This window comes from Bradyrhizobium sp. USDA 223 (assembly GCF_044909005.1).
GTDB lineage: Bacteria > Pseudomonadota > Alphaproteobacteria > Rhizobiales > Xanthobacteraceae > Bradyrhizobium > Bradyrhizobium yuanmingense.
This window is the reverse complement of sequence record NZ_JBIYDR010000001.1, coordinates 2,957,547-2,975,834: the sequence shown is the minus strand read 5'-3', so window position 1 is coordinate 2,975,834 and position 18,288 is coordinate 2,957,547. Positions and strand designations below refer to the sequence as shown.

Here is an 18,288-nt window from a genome sequence, read left to right as displayed (position 1 = left end):
CCATGCGAGCCATTGCGCGTCCCCGGAATTCGACGTAACCAGCCGCAAACCCACTGGAAATCGGGCATGACCGACCGCAAAAACGGCCTCACTTACGCCGATTCAGGCGTCGATATCGACGCGGGCAACCGCCTGGTCGACCTGATCAAGCCGATGGTGCGCGCCACGGCGCGGCCGGGCGCCGATGCCGAGATCGGCGGCTTCGGCGGCCTGTTCGACCTCAAGGCGGCCGGCTTCAAGGACCCGGTCCTGGTGGCCGCGACCGACGGCGTCGGCACCAAGGTCAAGATCGCGATCGAGACCGGCCTGCATGGCGGCATCGGCATCGACCTCGTCGCCATGAGCGTCAACGACCTCGTGGTGCAGGGCGCCGAGCCGCTGTTTTTCCTGGACTATTTCGCCTGCGGCAAGCTCGACCCCGAGGCCACGGCCGCCATCGTCGCGGGCGTTGCGGAGGGATGCCGCGAATCCGGCTGCGCTTTGATCGGCGGGGAGACCGCCGAGATGCCCGGCCTCTACAAGGACGGCGATTACGATCTCGGCGGCTTTGCGGTCGGCGCCGCCGAGCGCGGTACCTTGTTGCCGCGCAAGGACATCGCCGCGGGCGACGCCGTGATCGGTCTCGCTTCGTCCGGCGTGCATTCCAACGGCTTCTCGCTGGTCCGCAAGATCGTCGAGCAGTCCGGCCTCGGCTTCTCGGCGCAGGCGCCGTTCGCGCCGGTGATGACGCTCGGCGGCGCGCTGCTGACGCCGACCAGGCTCTACGTCAAATCCTGCCTGCGCGCGATCCGCGAGACCGGCGCGGTGAAGGGGCTTGCCCACATCACCGGCGGCGGCTTCACCGACAACATCCCGCGCGTGCTGCCGAAGCATCTCGGTGTCGGCATCGACCTGGCACGCCTGCCGGTGCTGCCGGTGTTCAAATGGCTGGCGGCGCAAGCCGGCATCGCCGAGCTTGAAATGCTGCGCACCTTCAATTGCGGCATCGGCATGATCGCGATCGTCGAGCCCGACAAGGTCGACAAGGTCGTGGAAGTCTTCACCGACGCCGGCGAGACCGTGGCGCAGCTCGGCACCGTCATTCCCGCCGAGGGCGAGCACCGCGTCGTCTATAACGGCCACCTCGACATGGCACTGTGATGACTGGCGCTGTGATGAAGCGCCGCGTCGCCATTCTGATCTCCGGGCGCGGCTCCAACATGGCCGCGCTGATCAGGGCAGCCGCTGCCGCGGATTTCCCGGCGGAGATCTCGCTCGTCATTTCGAACAAGGCCGATGCGCCCGGACTCGAACGCGCGAGGGCGAGCGGGGTCACGACCGAGGTGATCGAGAGCAAGCCGTTCGGCAAGGACCGCGCCGGCTTCGAGACGGTGCTGCAGGCCGCGCTCGACAAGCACGGCATCGAGCTGATTTGTCTGGGCGGCTTCATGCGCCTGTTCACGGCCGAGTTCACAAAAGCCTGGTACGGGCGGATGCTCAACATCCATCCCTCGCTGTTGCCGTCATTCCCCGGGCTCGACCCGCACGGCCAGGCCCTGCGCGCCGGCGTCAAGCTCTCCGGCGCGACGGTGCACTTCGTCATCCCCGAGACCGACGCCGGCCCGATCGTGATGCAGGGCGCGGTTCCCGTCAGCGACCACGACACGGGAGATACGCTCTCGGAACGAATCCTAGAGGTTGAGCACCGGATCTATCCCGAAGCGCTGCGGCTGCTCGCAACCGGCAAGGTCCGGATCGAGGGCGATGTGTGCAGGACGGACGGCAGCGGGCCCTCGGAGAATTTTCTGATCGCGCCGGTGGTGCACGGCTGATGTCGCCGGAAGACGCCTTGGCGCTTGCTAACACCGAGGTTGTTCGGGTCGGTCAGGCATGCGCGGAAGACCTGATGCTGTCGGGGCAGGCCATCGAGATCGATGAAGGGTGGGTCTTTTTCTACAACACCCGAGAATTCGTCGAGACCGGTAAACCAAGTGCCCGGCTCGCAGGAAACGGCCCCATTTTTGTCGATCGAGACGGCCGCATTCACCAACTTCCAACCTCGATGCCTTGGGAAGAAAGCCTCGAGCGACTTCGGAAGTCGTCGACGTAGATCATCCGCGCGCCCCAAACAAAACCCCCCGGCAGAGCCGGGGGCAACGTCATGATCTCTCGCCTGCGGCGAGAAAGATCAGGAGACCTTGAGATTCTCCGCGGACGACTTGCCGCGGTTCTCCACGAGGTCGAATTCAACCACCTGGTTCTCGTTGAGGGTGGAAAGTCCGGCACGCTCGACGGCGGAGATGTGGACGAACACGTCCTTGTCGCTGCCATTCGGCTTGATGAACCCATAGCCCTTTGTCGGGTTGAACCATTTGACGGTGCCCTTTTGCGGCATCGCTCGTCTCCTCCACTAGATATAAAAACGACGCGGCCGCTTTTTCGCGTGCCACGCCACAAACGGCTCCCGGAAGTCTGTTCGAGTCTTGAGGCGCAATGTCGCGAAACGCACAGCAAACGGTCAATTCCGATTGTGACCGATATTGCAACATGAAATTCGCCGGCTAGCAAGCCGCGCGCGGATTTCAAGACCAAGCCGGGTGCCGTCAAGCGCAAGTTTGCCACCTGTGGCAGCAGAACCACAATCGGTGCAATAGCCTCGGCCGTTATGCGCCAACCGGTTGACCCCTCGTGGCAGTTCGGCACAAATCGTCGCAAGCGCCGCAGACATTGTTGCATTTTTGCGCGCCGCCACTTCGCTTTCGGGATTCATCGTCATGCGCTGCGCCGCGCAGCTCTCCGGGACACGGCAGACGATCGGGCTCACCCGCATCCGCCGGATCGTGGCTGCGCTCGCGATGGCGTTTGCACTGGTCGTGACGATGGCGGCCGTGACGCCCGGCTTCGCGCAAAGCACGCCCACACCGACCCCGACGCCCACGCCGACACCCACGCCGTCACCGACCCCAATTCCGTCGCCGACCTCGACCAATCAAAATCAGTCAGCCGGCAACAGCATGCTCAGTTTCGGCTCGGGCTTCCTGGAGCGGCTCGGCAATCAGGCATCCGGCGGCGTCAACCGTGTGTTCCGCACCAATCCCGGCGGCGGCGGCGCCTCGGCGGCTGCGGAAGATCCGCGCTACCGCACCTGGTTCGAGGGCTATGGCCTTTCGGTCCGCACCGATGCGCAAGGCGACTTCGTCGGCGACAAGCGCAAGACCTTCGGCGGCGTTGCCGGCTTTGGCGCGCGGCTCGCACCCGGCGTCAACATCGGATTCTCCGTCGACCACAGCCACACCGACATCGACGTGCCGCTGGCGCTGCAATCGGCAACCCTCGATCTGACCCAGCTCGGCTTCAGCGGCTCCGTCGACAAGGGCCCGTGGACCTGGGCCTTTGCGGTGGTGCACGGCTTCGGCAAGGTCCATTCCAGCCGCGATACCGGCCTTGGCCTTGCGACCGCGGGCTATCGCGCCGCCGTGGACGGCGCGCTGACCGAGATCAGCTATTACTGGACCAAGGACGAGATGCGCATCGTGCCCAAGGGCGCGCTGGAATATGTGCGCGCCACCAGCGCTGCGTTCCAGGAGACCGGCGGGCTCGATCCGCTCAACGTCGGCTCGTCGGCCCTCTCGCGCGCGCGCGTCATGATCGGGGCCGAGGTCGGCCGCTACTTCATCATCGACCAGAAAATCCTCGACCTCTCGGCCTACGGCAAGTTCGTCGACAATTTCCACCAAGACCTCGGAACCATCCAGGTCAGCCTGGGCGCCCAGAACATCATCGTCCCCGGCATCGGCGAGAGCCGTTACGGCGCGGATGCCGGCGCCTCGGCTTCGCTCAGCCTGACCAACGTGGCGAGGCTCTACGTCAATTACGACGGCAAATTCCGCAAAGAGCTCACCTCGCACCAGGGCACGCTCGGCTTCGAATACAAATGGTGAGTTGACGCTCGCCTGCGTTAAGTCGGCGCCGTCGCCACGTATCCCGCCAGGCCAAAGCCCTCGCGCGCCGCCGTCATCATCGGCACCAGCGCGTTCGGATGGATGAACTCGTCGCGGAAGCAGGGATAGGTCCTGGCGTCGAAGATCTTCTTCAGCCAGTCGACCACGATCTTGTGCCGCTCGGAGCTGCGGAACTCCTTGTGATAGGTGAGCCAGAGATCGGCGTGATGGCTGACGCCGAGATCGACCGCAACGAGCGGCGCACCGAGCGCGATCGACACCGTCGGCAGGAAGCCGATGCCGGCGCCGCGCTCCACCGCGTAGAGCACGCCCACCGACGAATTGGTCTTGATCCCGACGATGCCTTCGAGCGACTTCAGCCCGAGCACGCGGGCATAGGCGCCGTCGTCGACCTGCGGCGCGCTCTGCTTGATGATGCGGTGATTGTTCAATTCGGCGAGCGTTGCCGGCACGCCGTAGAGGCTTTCATACTCCTTGGAGACGAAGGGATAGATGTGGAGGCGGCCGAGCTTGGCGACGATCAGATCGGGATTGGTCGGCGGCTCGAGCTGGATGGCGATATCGGATTCGAGCCGCGCGACGTCGGCCTGCTCCATCGCGCAGCGCAGATCGACCGTGATCTTGCGGTAGGTCTTCTGGAAGTCGATCAGCCGCGGCAGGATCCAGAAATTGCCGGGGCCCTCGGTCACCGCGACGCGAACGGTGCCCGAGGTGTCGTTCGAGGACCGCGCGGCGCGGCGGAAGACGTTGAAGGCATGACGCTCCATATGCGTGACGTCGGCGATCATCGCGGCGCCTTCATCGCTGAGCGTCAGCCCGCTCTGGTCGCGCAGGAACAGCTTGCACCCAATGCTCTCCTCGAGCCGGTCGATGCGGCGCATCAGCGTGGTGGAGGTGAGGCCGAGCTCTTCGGCGGCATTCCGAAAACTTTTAAATTTTGCGCACGCTAAAAACAGCTTCAAATCATCCCAGGACGCGCCCAGGGCTTCTTCACGGTGCTGCATCATCGCAGCACCCCGGTGCAATAACTGCTGCATACTCCTGATCCCCAACCGCTAAGCTCGTCGTAGCGGGGCATGAAAGCCTCGAACGATAGAGGCGCGACATGAGTATGGAAAGGGGCACGTTTGCCGCAAGGCATGATTTCGATGCCTTGCCGTTGAGCCCGGACGTCGACGTCCGCTGTGCGCAATTTTCCGAAATTGGAGCGCTTTCGGAGATGGCGCACCGGCTGGTGCCGGGTGTGCAGATCGGGACGGCGGAGCTTGCCAAATATTACGTCTTCGATCCCCAGAGCATCCTGACATTCAGCCGCAAAGGCAAGCTCGTCGGCGGCATGGCCTTCCTGTTTCTCAATGACCGTGGACATGACGCGCTGCTGCTCGACGAGATTTGCCTCACCGCGCCCGAGACGCGTTATCTCGCATCGGCAGACGAAGACGTCGCTGCCATCTACATCTGGGCGATCGCGGCGACGGGCCGCGGCATCGCCGGTCTCGGCAAGGCCGCGGCTCATCTGCGGCAGATAAGGTTTCGCGGTGCGGATTGCTATGCGCAGCCGTCAACGGTGGCCGGACGCGACATCATGAAGGCGACAGGCTTTGCGCCCGTCCCGAGCTTCCAGCCCGACCTTTGGTGCTACGAGCGGCCCTGGCATCGACAGCCGATGCGCATGCCGGGAGCGGTCATCCAATCAAGGAGCTTTGCAGATGCACGGTACTAGGATTCCAGTCGCCAAGCCCTGTTCCCGCGCCATCACCATCCGCCTCGCGCGCGACCCAAGCGATCTCATGCTGGTGACCGCCATCCGCTCGGCGGTCTACCTCGCCGAGCAGGATTGTCCGTTCGAGGAGGAGTTCGACGGCAACGACATGGTCGCGGCGCATTTCATCGGCTTCGTCGGCAACGAGCCTGCGGGCTGCCTGCGGGTGCGCTTCTTCGGCGATTTCGCCAAGGTGGAGCGGCTTGCGGTGCGTCACCAATATCGGCGCTCGCGCGTCTCGTTCAAGCTGGTTCAGGCCAGTGTCGATTATGTGAAGCGCAAGGGCTTTCGCAAGATCTACGGCCAGGCGCAGGACCGGCTGGTCGATTTCTGGGCCCATTTCGGCGCTAAGCCGCTCGGTCACAACCGCAAGATCACGTTCTCGGATTTCTCCTACACGGAGATGCTGCTGGAGATCGAGCCGGGCCCGGACGCCATCACGCTGGACAGCGATCCCTATGTGATCATTCGTCCCGAGGGCGATTGGGACCGTCCTGGCGTGCTCGATGCCTCGGCCGGGCGGGCGGTGACCTCGCCGCTGCGGGACCTCGCGCTCGCCGACCGCTGAAACCGGTGCAGCTGCGCGCAACTCGATGCTGGTTTCAATGCACGATGATCCGCCGATCCTGGTCTGTGCGGATCTTCAGGTCGAGTACCTGACCCCCGGCCGCCGCCACGTCATCCGCGACGGCGATGTGACGACGGCGCGCTGCCTGGAACTCCTGACGCTGTGGCGCAGCAATCTATGGCCGGTGATGCATCTGAAGCGCATCGCGCAGGCGGCCTGGTTCAATCCGTCATCCAGGCTGACCGATTGGATCGCGGAGACCAGGCCACAACCGGGCGAGATGACGTTCGAGCACCCGCTGCCGTCCGCCTACAGCTCGTCGCGGTTTGGCGGCCACATGTCCGCTATCCGCACCACACGCTGCATCCTGATCGGCTTTTCCCTGGACGAGACCATCCTGGCCACTGCCGTCGAGGGGTTTCACCGCAGTCATCGCTACCATGTGATCACCGACGCGGTGGCTTGCCGGCAGCCGGGCACGGACGATGCCGCGGCCTACCGGGATGCGGTAGTGGATGTCATTGCGAATTTTGCTACAGTCCAGTCCAGCGCCGAACTGATCAGAACCAGCGGCGCCGTTGCGGTGTAGGCGGCCGCGGTCGGTCGATGGGGTTGAGAATTGTCGCGGGGAGACGAGCTCAAGGAGCTGGCGAGCGATCTGTCGCATGCCGCCGAGAAGGCGCGCAGGCTTGGGCTGCCTACCACGGTCTACTTGCTCTCGATGGCGCTGGTGGAGGTGAGGGAAGCCGTTTCCGCCACCGACGAAGCGGACGACGACGGCGCGGCGTGAGAGCTGCCCAGCCGGGTTCTGCGATCCACGGTCCTGTCATATGCGGCTTTGTGCATCGCTGCTGAGCGCTTGCCGCCGACGAATTGGCATTGCAAGTTTTGCGTTGGGGCAATAGCCAAGTACTTGAGACAAGTACTCGCCATCGAGTGATGACGCCGGCCCGCCGGCGGCGTGACGTTTTTAGGGATCATCAAATGTCCATGCTGCCCAATTCGCAAGAGGCCCGGGATGTAGCCTATCAGCTCCATCCCTACACCAATGCGCGCACGCATCAGCAGGCCGGTCCGCTGGTGATCGAGCGCGGCGAGGGGCCTTACGTCTTCGACGCGTCGGGCAAGCGCTATTTCGAAGCGATGGCGGGCCTGTGGAGCGTCGGGCTCGGCTTCAACGAGAAGCGACTGGTCGAGGCGGCGCACAAGCAGATGCAGGCGCTGCCGTTCTACCATACGTTCTCCGCCAAATCGCACGGTCCCTCGATCGACCTCGCCGAGAAGCTGGTCGCGCTCGCGCCGGTGCCCATGAGCAAGGTGTTCTTCACCAATTCCGGCTCGGAAGCGAACGACACCGTGTTGAAGCTGATCGCCTATCGCTCCAATGCGCTCGGCCAACCGCAGCGCAAGAAGGTGATCAGCCGCCTGCGTGCCTATCACGGCGTCACCATCGCATCCGCCAGCCTCACGGGCCTGCCGAACAACCACCGCTCGTTCGACCTGCCGCTGCCGAACATCCTGCATACGGGCTCGCCGCACTTCTACAAGGACGGCGCCCCGGGCGAGAGCGAGGAAGCCTTCGCCACGCGCCGGGCCGAGGAGCTCGACGCCCTGATCCAGAAGGAAGGGCCGGATACGATCGCGGCGTTCTTCGGCGAGCCGGTGATGGGGGCGGGCGGTGTCGTGGTGCCGCCGGCGACCTATTGGGACAAGATCCAGAAGGTCCTGAAGAAGTACGACATCCTCCTGGTCGCCGACGAGGTGATCTGCGGTTTCGGCCGCACTGGCAAGATGTTCGGCTGCGAGACCTACGGCATCAAGCCCGATGCGATCGTCGTCTCCAAGCAGATCACATCGAGCTATTTCCCGCTCTCGGCGATCATCCTGAACGACCGCATGTTCGAGCCGATCGCGGACGAGAGCAACAAGATCGGCGTGCTCGGCCACGGCTTCACCGCGGGCGGCCATCCGGTCGGCTCGGCGATTGCGCTGGAGAACCTCAAGATCATCGAGGAGCGCGGCCTCGTCGCACACGCGGCCGAGCTCGGTGGCTACATGCAGGGCCGCTTGCGTGAACTCGCCAGCCACCCGCTGGTCGGCGAGGTTCGCGGCGTCGGCATGATTGCCGCGCTCGAGCTCGTGCTCGACAAGGCGCGCAAGACCGCCGCCACGACGCCGGGCGCCGTCGGCGGCATCGCCAGCCGCATGCTCCAGGAGCGTGGCGTGATCTCGCGCAACATGCTCGATGCCATCGCCATCTGCCCGCCGCTGATCACGACCAAGACCCAGATCGACGAACTGGTGGACGCGATCTCCGGCGTGCTGAACGACATGAAGAGCGAAGTGGCGAAGCTGACGCCGGCGTAGGGCTCCGTCGCTCTCTCCATCGTCATTGCGAGGAGCTCTTGCGACGAAGCAATCCAGACTGTTTCCGACGAGGGATTCTGGATTGCTTCCCTGAACCTGTCATCGGGCCGCGCTTCGTGCGGACCCGTTGGCTCGCAATGACGGGAAATCGGCGCGACAGCGTGCCCCTACGCCCGCTGCACCCCGATCACGCGGCCTTTCTCGATCGCGAGCGCGAGCTCGCCGCGCTTGAGCTTCAGCGCGGCGTCGCCGAACAGCTCGCGGCGCCAACCGCGCAAGGCGGGCACGTCGGCCTCATCGTCCGCCGCGATCTCTTCGAGATCGTCGACGGTCGCGATCACCTTGCTTGCGACTGCGTGGCGCTCGGCGGTCATCCGCAACAGCACCTTCAACAGCTCGACGATGGCGGCGCCGTTGGAATTGTTGCGCGGTTTCTCCAGCTTGGGCAGCTTCGAGAAGTCCCGCGCCAGCCCGCGCTCGACCGCTGCGATGATGTCCGCGCCCCATTTGGATTTCTCGAACCCCTTCGGCACCGAGCGCAGATGGGCGAGCTTCTCCAGCGTGGTCGGCGCGTGGGTCGCGATGTCGGTGACGGCTTCGTCGCGCAGCACGCGGCCGCGCGGCACGTCGCGGCTCTGCGCCTCCTGTTCGCGCCAGGCCGCGACCTCCATCAGCACCGCGAGGTCCTTGGGCTTGCGGACCCGCGTCTTCAGCCGCTCCCAGGCGCGCTCGGGATGGAAGTCATAGGTGCGGGGCGAGGTCAGGACCTCCATCTCGATGGAGACCCATTCGCTGCGGCGGCGCTTCTTCAGGTCGGCGTCGAGCGCGGCGAACACGTCGCGCAGATGGGTGACGTCGGAGACCGCGTAATGCATCTGCTCCTTGGTTAGCGGCCGGCGCGACCAGTCGGTGAAGCGGTGGGTCTTGTCCGGGCGGTGGCCGGTGACCTTCTCGACCAGCGCGTCATAGGCGATGCTGTCGCCGTAACCGAGCACCATCGCAGCCACCTGGGTGTCGAACACCGGGTGCGGGATGATGCCCGCCTGGTGCCAGATGATCTCAATGTCCTGGCGGGCGGCGTGAAACACCTTGAGCACGCCCTCGTTGCCCATCAGCTCGAAGAACGGCTTGAGATCGATCCCCTCGGCCAGGGTGTCGATGACCACGGCTTCCTCGGCGCTGGCCATCTGCACCACGCACAGCAGCGGGTAGTAAGTGGTCTCGCGCAGGAATTCGGTATCGACTGTTATGACGGGGTGCTTGGCCAGCCGGCTGCAGGCAGCCGCGAGGTCAGCGGTGGTGGTAATTAAATCCATGAACGGCCCATGACACTTGGTATCAGCCGTTCCGCCGAAAGTGCTGTGATGTCAAGGGGCTCTAAGCGAATTCGAGCCTTGCATCGGGCCGGAATCGTCTCTTTCCGACGAAATTCCTATTCGTAACGGATCCGGTCCGAGGATTTGCGGGCGCAGGGCAGCGCCACCACGATCACGCACATGGCGACCAAGGCCAATCCCAGGAACTCGAAAACCAACAGATCCACGGCGAAATCTCCAGAAACATTGATAGATTTGTCGGGGGTGCGTTGAGGGTCTGTTAATTGCGATGGTTACCGGCGGCGGGCCGGGGCGGATGGTGGACGAGGAGTTAATTGGGCGCAGCCATGGTCACGTCATCAGCTTCGGCAAGCCGGTCGCGAGGATGTCCACGGCAGCGCGCACCTTCGGCGGCAGCCGGGGTGAGCGCGGCCAGAGAGCGTGGCACTCGTAGAGGAATTGGGGCTGATTGCTGAAGAGATTGACCAGCGCACCCGTGTCGAGGCGTTCGCGGACCAGCCAATAGGGTAGCCAGGCGAGACCCATGCCTTGTGCCGCGGCATCGGCAATCGCCTCCAGGTCGTCGAGTCGGAGCCGGCCCGATGGCATGATCTCGCGCTGAGGCCCGCCGTCCTGCGGAAAGAGCCAGGGCCGGACACGCCCTGAGCCGCGATAGATGATCGCTTGATGGGCGGCGAGGTCGTCGAGCGATTTCGGCCTGCCGCTCGTGCGCAAATACGACCGCGCGCCACATACCACCATGCGCTGGCTTGCGATGCGCCGTGCGATCAGGCCGGACTGGTCGTCGAGATCGCCGGTTCGGATTGCCAGATCGTAGCCGGCCTCGACGATGTCGGCAATCGGATCGCCGAACGAGAGGTCGAGTTCGAGATGCGGATATTTCCGCGCGAGCTTGATCAGCAACGGCGCAATGCAGTGCCGTCCCAGCAGGGCCGGCATGGTGACGCGCAGCCTGCCGCGCGGCTCCGACAACTGGTCGGCAACGACGCTATCTGCGGCTTCGGCCTCGCTCAGCACCGCGCGGCAGCGTTCGTAGTAGGCTTGGCCGGCGTCGGTCAGGCTCTGGCGCCGCGTGGTGCGGTTGAGGAGCCGTGCCCCGAGGCGCTCTTCGAGGGAACGGACGTGCTTGCCGACCATCGGCCCCGACATCTCCAGGGCATCGGCCGCAGCCGCGAACGAGCCGAGATCGACGGCCCTGACGAACACGGCCATGCTGGTCAGGCGGTCCATGATTGATAACTCCTGGTTTCGACTGTTGGCTTGTTTCGGCGATTTATCCTCTTCGCACGGATCGGCATAGCTCTATTCAGTTCAACTGTTTTGGAGTGCATCCATGGCCCGCGCCGTTCGCTTTCATCACCATGGCGGTCCCGACGTGCTGCGCATCGAAACCATCGATGTTCCGCCGCCGGCGACGGGCGAGGTGCAGATCCGGGTCAAGGCACTCGGCCTCAATCGCGCCGAGGCCTTGTTGCGAAGGGGGACCTATATCGAGCGCGCGACATTTCCATCGGGGCTGGGTCTCGAGGCGGCCGGCATCGTCGAAGCGGTCGGGCACGATGTGACGAGCTTTGTGCCGGGCGATATCGTGAGCATCGTGCCGCCGCTGTCGATGGTGCGATGGCCGGCCCATGCCGAGCTCGCGACGTTTCCGGCCGAACTCGTCGTGAAACATCCGCCGGAGCTCGGCTTCAAGAAGGCGGCGGCCGTTTGGATGCAGTATCTGACGGCCTACGGCGCTTTGGTCGACATCGCCCGACTTGGTCGAGGGGACATCGTCGCCATCACCGCTGCATCCAGCAGCGTCGGGATTGCGGCGATTCAGATTGCGAACCGGGTCGGCGCGACGGCGGTCGCGCTGACGCGGACCTCGGCCAAGCTTCGGGCCTTGCGCGATGCCGGCGCGGCCCATGTCGTCGCCTCGGACGAAGACGACATTCGGGCGCGGCTGGAGGCGATCGCCGGATCTAACGGGGTCCGCGTCGTCTTCGACGCCGTCGGTGGTGCCGCGTTCGAGCCGCTGACCGCGGCCATGTCGCCGGGCGGGATCCTGATCGAATACGGTGGATTGAGTCCTGAGCCGACGCCGTTTCCGCTCTTCAACGTGTTGACGAAGAGCCTGGTGTTGCGCGGCTACCTCGTGCACGAGATCATCCGCGATCCGGCGCGCCTTGCGCAGGCCAAGGCGTTCATTCTCGACGGGCTGTCGGATCGCACGTTGCAGCCGGTCATCGCCAGGACGTTCCGCTTCGAGGACATCGTCGAAGCGCATCGCTTCCTGGAATCGAACGATCAGTTCGGTAAGATCGTGGTGACGATCTGATGAAGTGTCTTTCGTGAGCGGTGCTTCGTAGGGTGGGGCAAAGCGAAGCGTGCCCACCATCGATCAACAGAGTTGAGAGGTAGACGGTGGGCACGGCGCTATGCGCCTTTGCCCACCCTACGAGATGCGTATTCGGTTCGAAATCGTACAGCTCCTTACGGCAGCTTGAGCGACGTCTCCGCATTGTACGGCTTCAGCGTCTCGTCGGCGGCCTTCTGGGCGGCGGCGAGGGCTTCCTTCGGCTGCTTCTTGCCGTTGAGGACCAGCATCACCTCGTCCTCGAGGTTCTTGCGCACCGGCACGGTCTTGTAGGTCGCAAACCACGGCTTTGCGACGTCGAGCTGCTCGACGGCGGTCTTGGCGTCCGGGTTCTTGCCCAGGAATTCGACCATCTCCGGCGTCTTGTACGCGGCCATGTTCGGCGCGAAATAGCCGGTGGCGCGGCTCCACCAGCCGCTCTTCTCCGGCGAAGTCATCCACTTGATCAGCGTCCAGGCGGCCTTCTGCTTGTCGGCCTCTAACCCGGCCGGCATGATCAGCGAAGCGCCGCCGATCGGCACCGCGTTGCGGACGTTGCGCGGGATGAAGGCGACCTTGTAGGCGAACTTGGCGTTGTCGCGCACGTAGGTGAGCGAGCCCGTCGACAGCATCATCATCGCGGCATTGCCCGAGATGAAGGAGGTGCTCACGGCAGGGCCGGGCGTAGCGCCGGGCGTGTGGACCTTGTGCTTGTAGATGAGGTCGTTCCACCAGGTCAGTGCACCCAGCATCGAGGGCGTGTCGTAATAGACCTCGCCGCCGAACTCCTCGTTGTAGTAGCGGCCGCCATTGCTCATGGTGAGCGTTTCCATCATCCAGCCGCAATAGTCGTAGGCGCAGGGGATCGCGATGCCCCATTGGGTCACCTTGTCGCCCTCGCGCTTGGTCAGCTTCTTGGCCCAGTCGGTGACCTCGGCCCAGGTCTGCGGCGGCTTGCTCGGATCAAGGCCCGCTTCCTTGGCCTTGTCGGCGTTGATGTAGAGCAGCGGCGTCGAGTTGTGGAACGGCACGCCGTAGACCGAGCGGTTGATCACGGCATTGCCGTGCAGCGCCGGGAAGAACTGGCCGAGGAACTGCTCCTTGGTGGTGCCGTCGGCCTTGATCAGCGCATCGAGATTGGTGAGCTCGTTCTCGATCTGCATGTCGAGCAGGAAGTTCGCCGACATGATCACGGCGGCCGGCGGCTTGCCGGCCTTGATCGCTGCGCGCGTCTTGATCAGCGTGTCGTCATAGGAGCCGGTGTAGACGGCAGTCGCCTTGACGTTGGGATGAGTCTCGTTGAACTCCTTGATCAGGGTGCCCATGTCGCGGGCGAGCTTGCCGTCGACGGGGACGGGGAAGAACAGGTCGACCTCGGTCGGACCTTCGGCCTTGGCCGGGACGGCGAGGGCGCCTGCCATGGTGCCTACCATGGCAAGGCCGAGCATGAGCCTGCGGGAGAACAGCATCGGAAAATCTCCTATTTGATGCCTGAGGTGACGAAAGAGCTGATGAAGCGTTTCTGGAAGATCAGGAAAGCGACGAGCAGAGGCGCGATCACCATGAGCGTACCCGCGGCGATCGTGCCCCAGGCCTGCGTGCCTTCGGCGGTCTTGGTGAAAACGGAGAGGCCGATCGTGAGCGGGCGCTTGTCCGGCGAATTGATCACCATCAGCGGCCACAGGAAGTCGTTCCAGTGGCTGGTCACAGAGATGATGGCGAAGGCCGAGAAGCTCGGCATAGACAGCGGCACGTAGATGTGGCGGATGCGCTGGAACAGACCGGCGCCGTCGATCAGGGCGGCGTCCTCCAGCTCGGTCGGAATGGCTTCGAACGCCTGACGCATCAGGAAGGTGCCGAAGGCGGAGGCGAAGAACGGCATCATCACGCCGGTGAGCGTGTCATAGAGACCGAGCTGCGCCACCAGCGACAGGTTCGGCACGATCAGCAGCACCGGCACCAGCATCAGCTGCATCAGGAACAGGTAGAAGATCGGCGTCTTGCCGGCGAAATCCAGACGCGCGAAGGCAAAGCCGGCCAGCGTGATCGTGACGAACTGCACCAAGAGGATGCCGGTGCAGATGATGGTGGTATTGAGCGTGTAGCGCGGGAAGTCACCGATCTCCCAGGCATCCCTGACGTTGTCGAGCGTCGGCTTGAGGCTCGGCATCAGCTCGGCCATGGCGTTGATGCCGTCGGACGCGGGGCGCAGCGTCGCGACGACCATCCACAGGAAGGGGATCAGCCAGACGACCGCGAGCAGCACGGTCAGCGCAAAACCAAGCTTGGGCGTGATCTCGCCGCGGGTGGCGAGCGGGGCGTCCTTCCACAGCGTATCAAACAGCTTCATGGCCCGCCCTCGCGGTTCGCCATAGTGCGGAAGGACAGTGCGGTGAGGGCCATCAGTGCGGCCAGCGTCAGCAGCGTCGCGGCCGAGGCCTTGCCGATGTCGTAATGCTCGACCGCCTGCTGGTAGATGTAGAACAGCACGAGGTTGGTCGCATTCGACGGCCCGCCCTGGGTCATGACGAAGACGTGGTCGACCTGCGTCACCGCATTCAGCGTGGCGATGACGTGACGAACAGGAAGGTCGGCTTCAGCTCCGGCAGGATGATGTGGCGCAGCCGCCGATACGGGCCGGCGCCGTCGAGATGCGCGGCCTCCATCACGTCCTCGGGCACGGCCTGGAGGCCGGCGAGGAAGAACAGCATGTAATAGCCGGCATTCTTCCAGATCGTGATGACCATGATCGCATAGAGCGCGATGTCGGGATCGCCGAGCCAGTTCGGCAGCACCGGCAGCAGCCGGCCGATGTAATAGTCGAGCAGGCCGACATTCGGCAGGAAGATGAACAGGAACAGCGCGGATGCCGCGACCATCGGAATCAGCACCGGCAGGAACAGCGCGGCACGCAGCGCGCTGTTCACCGCATGGGTGCGCGACAGCGCCAGCGCGAACAACAGCGCAAGCGCAATGCTCGGCACCGCCGTGCCGAAGGCATAGATCAGATTGTTGAAGACGGCGCCTGCGAAGGCGGGGTCGGCGAGCACCGCGCTGATGTTCTCAAAGCCGACGAAACGCACCGGCGCCTTCGGCGTCGCACGCTGATAGAGCGCATCGATCAGCACGCGCCCCATCGCGCCATAGGTGAACAGCGCGAGGAAGACCAGCGAGGGCAGGAGCAGCAGATAGGCCGGCAGCGAGGCCTTGAAGCGGCTCGTGAACCGTTTCAGGACGTGTAGACGCGGTGCCGCCGACGTCGCGACCGGGAGAGCCGCGGGTTCAGCGAGGCTCATCTCATCGCGCCCGGAAATTGAGCGCGTAGTCGCGGCCGTCCACTCCTGCCGGCGGCTCGAAGGGGAAGCGCAGACTTTGGTCGAGGAAATCGTGGCTGTGCACGACGACGTTCTGGTCGTCGATCAGCACGACGCCATAGGCCGGCGGCTCGTGGCTGGCGAGATGCTCGCTGGCCGCGACGTCGAGTTCGAACCAGACCTGGTGGTTGGTCCCGCGCAGCGTCGAGAACGGGATCTTGCCGTAGCTGCCGAAGATCGGCCGGTGCACATGACCGAAGAAGAGGTGGCGGATGCGTGCGCGATAGGGCGCGATGACTTCCGCGAATTCGGCGCTCTGCTTGAGCGCGATCTCGTCCATGGCGTGGACGCCGACCGGAAAGGGCGGATGGTGCATGAACACGACGAATTCCTGGTCGTCGGGAGCGGCCGCGAGCGTGCTCGCCAGCCAGCCGAGGCGCCTTGCGCACATCTCGCCGGCATGGCTGGTCTCGTCCAGCGTGTCGAGGAAGACGAACACGCCGTGCTCGGTGGTGCGCGTGCCCTGCACGAAGCCGTTGGCATCGCGCGGCGCCGCCTTCAGCGCGTCGAGGCAGGTGACGCGCTTGTCGTGATTGCCGACCATCGCGATGTACGGAATTTTCAGCGCCGCCATCGCCTCGGCGAAGTTGGCGTAGGATTCAGCCTCGCCCCAATGGGTGAGGTCGCCGGTCACGACCGCGAACGCAGCGTCGAACTGATGCTTGTTGATGTCGGCGATCGCCGCGTCCAGCCGGGCGCGCGGATCGAGGCCGTAGAGCATCGCGCCGGGGTTCGCGAGATGCGTGTCGGTGATGTGGATGAATTTGAAGGGCATGGCGCGCTTTGTCGGGACCGTTGGAGGATGGACGTCTCCGGCAAGACGACCCTGACAGGCGGTTAGAGCGCGTGTGTTTCAGTTTGATGACAGCGGTTCCCGCGGGCGGGACGTGTCCACAGGGCGTGCGGGACGGGAATGGACCGCGCAAAGCGCAATCCATGCAGTTGATCAATTAGAGATGGTGGTGCGCGGTGGAGCCCGCCTCACGTCCCACAGAACGTCTGCAGCACGCGCTGATCCGGCAGCGGCGGGTCGGCGTACGCGGCGTATTCCGGTTGGTCCTCGAACGGCCTCGCCAGCACCTTCACCATTTCCTCGAACGGCGCGTAATTGTCGTCGTTCACCGCGGCCTGGATCACGGCCTCGACGCGGTGGTTGCGCGGGATGAAGAGCGGGTTGACCGCGTGCATGGCGGCCTGTCGCTCGGCGGGGCCTTGCGGCTCCAGCGCGAGGCGTGCGCGCCAGCGGCCGGCCCATTCGTCGAACGCTGCGGCCTCCATGAATTGCGCGCGCACGTCGCCGCCGTCATCGGCCGCGGCGTCGCCCAGCTTGCGGAAGGTGAGGGTGAAGTCGGCCTGGTTCTTGGCCATGGCATCGAGCAGGTCCTGGATCAGCGCATCGTCGCCGTCTCGCTCCGTGAACAGGCCGACCTTCCGCCGCAGGCCGGTCTGATAGGCGGCGCTGAACTGGTCCGAGAAGGCGCCGAGAATATCCTGCGCCTCGGCCACCGCCTTCTCCTGCTCGTCCGAGAACAGCGGCAGCAGGCATTCGGCAAGGCGCGTCAGATTCCACAACCCGATGCGCGGCTGGTTGGCATAGGCGTAGCGGCCCATCTCGTCGATCGAGGAGAACACCTGGGCAGGATTGTAGGAATCCATGAAGGCGCACGGGCCGTAGTCGATGGTCTCGCCCGAGATCGAGCTGTTGTCGGTGTTCATCACGCCGTGAATGAAGCCGACCAGCAGCCAGCGCGCGATCAGCTCGGCCTGGCGCGCGACCACGGCGGCGAGCAGGTCGTGATACGGCCGCTCGGCGTGGAGCAGGTCCGGATAATGGCGCGTGATGACGTGATCGGCGAGCCGGCGGATCGCCTCGGTGTCGCGGCGGACGGCGAAGAACTGGAAGGTGCCGACGCGGATGTGGCTGGAGGCGACGCGGGTCAGCACCGCGCCGGGCAGCGCGGTCTCGCGGATGACGTGCTCGCCGGTAACGACCGCGGCGAGCGAGCGTGTGGTGGGAATGCCCAGCGCATGCATGGCCTCGCTGACAATGTATTCGCGCAGGATTGGCCCAAGCGCGGCGCGGCCGTCGCCGCGGCGGGAGAACGGGGTGGGGCCCGAGCCCTTGAGCTGGATGTCGCGGCGGACGCCGTCTTTGTCGATGACCTCGCCGAGCAGGATGGCGCGGCCATCGCCGAGCTGCGGCACGAAATGCCCGAACTGGTGCCCGGCATAGGCCATGGCGATCGGATCCGCTCCGTCGGGAACCGTCTTGCCGGCCAGGATCTCGGCGCCTTCGGGGGTCTCCAGCAGATCAGGATCGAGCCCGAGCTGGACCGCCAGCGGCCGGTTCAGCTTGATCAGCCGAGGGGCGGCCACCGGGGTCGGCGCGACGCGGGCGAAGAAGTTGTCCGGCAGCGCCGAATAGGAGTTCTGGAAGGGGAAATGGACCGTCATGGGCTCAAGATAGGACTGGAACGCCTGATGGCAAAGGCTCGGTCTGTGATAAGCCAAAAATGGGCCCTTCGGGTCCAAAACAGGGCGTTCCCTTGGTTGCCGCCTTGGTCCTCGTCGGGTAAACCCTGCCGCAACTTCGGACCG

Annotated in this window: 19 protein-coding genes and 1 pseudogene; 10 read left to right on the top strand and 10 right to left on the bottom strand. The window is 64.7% G+C overall.

From position 1 onward, the window contains the following. Window positions 1-66: 66 nt before the first annotated feature. Genes purM through ABIA40_RS13770 form a run of 3 tightly spaced genes read left to right on the top strand, consistent with a single transcriptional unit; the run spans window position 67 to window position 2,089 of the window. Entirely contained in the window at window positions 67-1,140 is a 1,074-nt protein-coding gene (gene purM / locus ABIA40_RS13780) for a phosphoribosylformylglycinamidine cyclo-ligase (protein ID WP_271546974.1), read from the top strand. Between the two features lie 14 nt (window positions 1,141-1,154). Beyond that, entirely contained in the window at window positions 1,155-1,811 is a 657-nt protein-coding gene (gene purN, locus ABIA40_RS13775) for a phosphoribosylglycinamide formyltransferase (RefSeq protein WP_271546972.1), read from the top strand. Beyond that, on the top strand, window positions 1,811-2,089 hold the full coding sequence (locus tag ABIA40_RS13770; protein WP_271546970.1) for a YrhB domain-containing protein: 279 nt from the start codon (window positions 1,811-1,813) through the stop codon (window positions 2,087-2,089). The genes purN and ABIA40_RS13770 overlap by 1 nt, the downstream gene beginning before the upstream one ends. A 78-nt stretch (window positions 2,090-2,167) precedes the next feature. Here the strand turns inward: ABIA40_RS13770 and ABIA40_RS13765 are convergent, their stop codons facing one another. Together ABIA40_RS13765 and ABIA40_RS13760 are read right to left on the bottom strand one after the other, a co-directional pair. Then, window positions 2,168-2,374 carry a cold-shock protein gene (locus tag ABIA40_RS13765; RefSeq protein ID WP_027576280.1) on the bottom strand — a complete coding sequence of 69 codons (207 nt, stop codon included), beginning with the start codon at window positions 2,372-2,374 and terminating at the stop codon, window positions 2,168-2,170. A gap of 123 nt (window positions 2,375-2,497) precedes the next feature. Further along, window positions 2,498-2,755 carry a hypothetical protein gene (locus tag ABIA40_RS13760; protein WP_271546968.1) on the bottom strand — a complete coding sequence of 86 codons (258 nt, stop codon included), beginning with the start codon at window positions 2,753-2,755 and terminating at the stop codon, window positions 2,498-2,500. On the opposite strand from ABIA40_RS13760, the gene ABIA40_RS13755 reads away from it, so the two are divergent. Further along, window positions 2,754-3,920 (top strand): autotransporter outer membrane beta-barrel domain-containing protein, encoded by a 1,167-nt coding sequence (locus tag ABIA40_RS13755; protein WP_271546966.1) that lies wholly within the window; start codon window positions 2,754-2,756, stop codon window positions 3,918-3,920. The genes ABIA40_RS13760 and ABIA40_RS13755 overlap by 2 nt on opposite strands. A gap of 17 nt (window positions 3,921-3,937) precedes the next feature. Here the strand turns inward: ABIA40_RS13755 and ABIA40_RS13750 are convergent, their stop codons facing one another. Beyond that, entirely contained in the window at window positions 3,938-4,978 is a 1,041-nt protein-coding gene (locus tag ABIA40_RS13750; protein ID WP_036000552.1) for a LysR family transcriptional regulator, read from the bottom strand. Between the two features lie 68 nt (window positions 4,979-5,046). Here ABIA40_RS13750 and ABIA40_RS13745 point away from each other — a divergent pair, with 68 nt between their 5' ends. From ABIA40_RS13745 to ABIA40_RS13725, 5 genes are all read left to right on the top strand, one after another. Further along, window positions 5,047-5,664: a hypothetical protein gene (locus ABIA40_RS13745; RefSeq protein WP_198399794.1), complete on the top strand. Its 618-nt coding sequence runs from the start codon at window positions 5,047-5,049 to the stop codon at window positions 5,662-5,664. Beyond that, window positions 5,651-6,271: a GNAT family N-acetyltransferase gene (locus tag ABIA40_RS13740; protein WP_036000546.1), complete on the top strand. Its 621-nt coding sequence runs from the start codon at window positions 5,651-5,653 to the stop codon at window positions 6,269-6,271. Before ABIA40_RS13745 ends, ABIA40_RS13740 begins: the two co-directional genes overlap by 14 nt. Window positions 6,272-6,296: 25 nt before the next feature. Then, window positions 6,297-6,860: an isochorismatase family protein gene (locus ABIA40_RS13735; RefSeq protein ID WP_271546963.1), complete on the top strand. Its 564-nt coding sequence runs from the start codon at window positions 6,297-6,299 to the stop codon at window positions 6,858-6,860. A gap of 30 nt (window positions 6,861-6,890) precedes the next feature. Beyond that, window positions 6,891-7,061 carry a hypothetical protein gene (locus ABIA40_RS13730; protein ID WP_271546961.1) on the top strand — a complete coding sequence of 57 codons (171 nt, stop codon included), beginning with the start codon at window positions 6,891-6,893 and terminating at the stop codon, window positions 7,059-7,061. 194 nt (window positions 7,062-7,255) lie between these two features. After that, the gene (locus ABIA40_RS13725) at window positions 7,256-8,638 is read left to right on the top strand and encodes an aspartate aminotransferase family protein (protein WP_225171261.1); all 1,383 of its coding nucleotides are present in this window, start codon (window positions 7,256-7,258) and stop codon (window positions 8,636-8,638) included. 167 nt (window positions 8,639-8,805) lie between these two features. Here the strand turns inward: ABIA40_RS13725 and rnd are convergent, their stop codons facing one another. Both rnd and ABIA40_RS13715 read right to left on the bottom strand, forming a co-directional pair. Further along, window positions 8,806-9,954 (bottom strand): ribonuclease D, encoded by a 1,149-nt coding sequence (rnd, locus tag ABIA40_RS13720; RefSeq protein ID WP_036000537.1) that lies wholly within the window; start codon window positions 9,952-9,954, stop codon window positions 8,806-8,808. A 351-nt stretch (window positions 9,955-10,305) separates the two neighbouring features. Further along, entirely contained in the window at window positions 10,306-11,205 is a 900-nt protein-coding gene (locus ABIA40_RS13715; RefSeq protein WP_271546958.1) for a LysR family transcriptional regulator, read from the bottom strand. A 103-nt stretch (window positions 11,206-11,308) separates the two neighbouring features. On the opposite strand from ABIA40_RS13715, the gene ABIA40_RS13710 reads away from it, so the two are divergent. After that, on the top strand, window positions 11,309-12,298 hold the full coding sequence (locus tag ABIA40_RS13710) for a zinc-dependent alcohol dehydrogenase family protein (protein ID WP_404541526.1): 990 nt from the start codon (window positions 11,309-11,311) through the stop codon (window positions 12,296-12,298). A 155-nt stretch (window positions 12,299-12,453) separates the two neighbouring features. Here the strand turns inward: ABIA40_RS13710 and ABIA40_RS13705 are convergent, their stop codons facing one another. The 5 genes and pseudogenes from ABIA40_RS13705 to ABIA40_RS13685 all read right to left on the bottom strand — a co-directional run bounded on the left by ABIA40_RS13705 (window position 12,454) and on the right by ABIA40_RS13685 (window position 18,144). Continuing rightward, the gene (locus tag ABIA40_RS13705) at window positions 12,454-13,785 is read right to left on the bottom strand and encodes an ABC transporter substrate-binding protein (RefSeq protein ID WP_271546954.1); all 1,332 of its coding nucleotides are present in this window, start codon (window positions 13,783-13,785) and stop codon (window positions 12,454-12,456) included. Between the two features lie 11 nt (window positions 13,786-13,796). Then, on the bottom strand, window positions 13,797-14,666 hold the full coding sequence (locus tag ABIA40_RS13700) for a carbohydrate ABC transporter permease (protein WP_271546952.1): 870 nt from the start codon (window positions 14,664-14,666) through the stop codon (window positions 13,797-13,799). Then, window positions 14,663-15,612: pseudogene (locus tag ABIA40_RS13695) on the bottom strand (carbohydrate ABC transporter permease). Before ABIA40_RS13695 ends, ABIA40_RS13700 begins: the two are co-directional and overlap by 4 nt. A 1-nt stretch (window position 15,613) precedes the next feature. Further along, window positions 15,614-16,465: a phosphodiesterase gene (locus ABIA40_RS13690; RefSeq protein WP_271546948.1), complete on the bottom strand. Its 852-nt coding sequence runs from the start codon at window positions 16,463-16,465 to the stop codon at window positions 15,614-15,616. A 206-nt stretch (window positions 16,466-16,671) separates the two neighbouring features. Then, complete coding sequence (locus ABIA40_RS13685; protein ID WP_404541524.1) at window positions 16,672-18,144, bottom strand: YdiU family protein; 1,473 nt, start codon at window positions 18,142-18,144, stop codon at window positions 16,672-16,674. Between the last annotated feature and the right edge of the window lie 144 nt (window positions 18,145-18,288).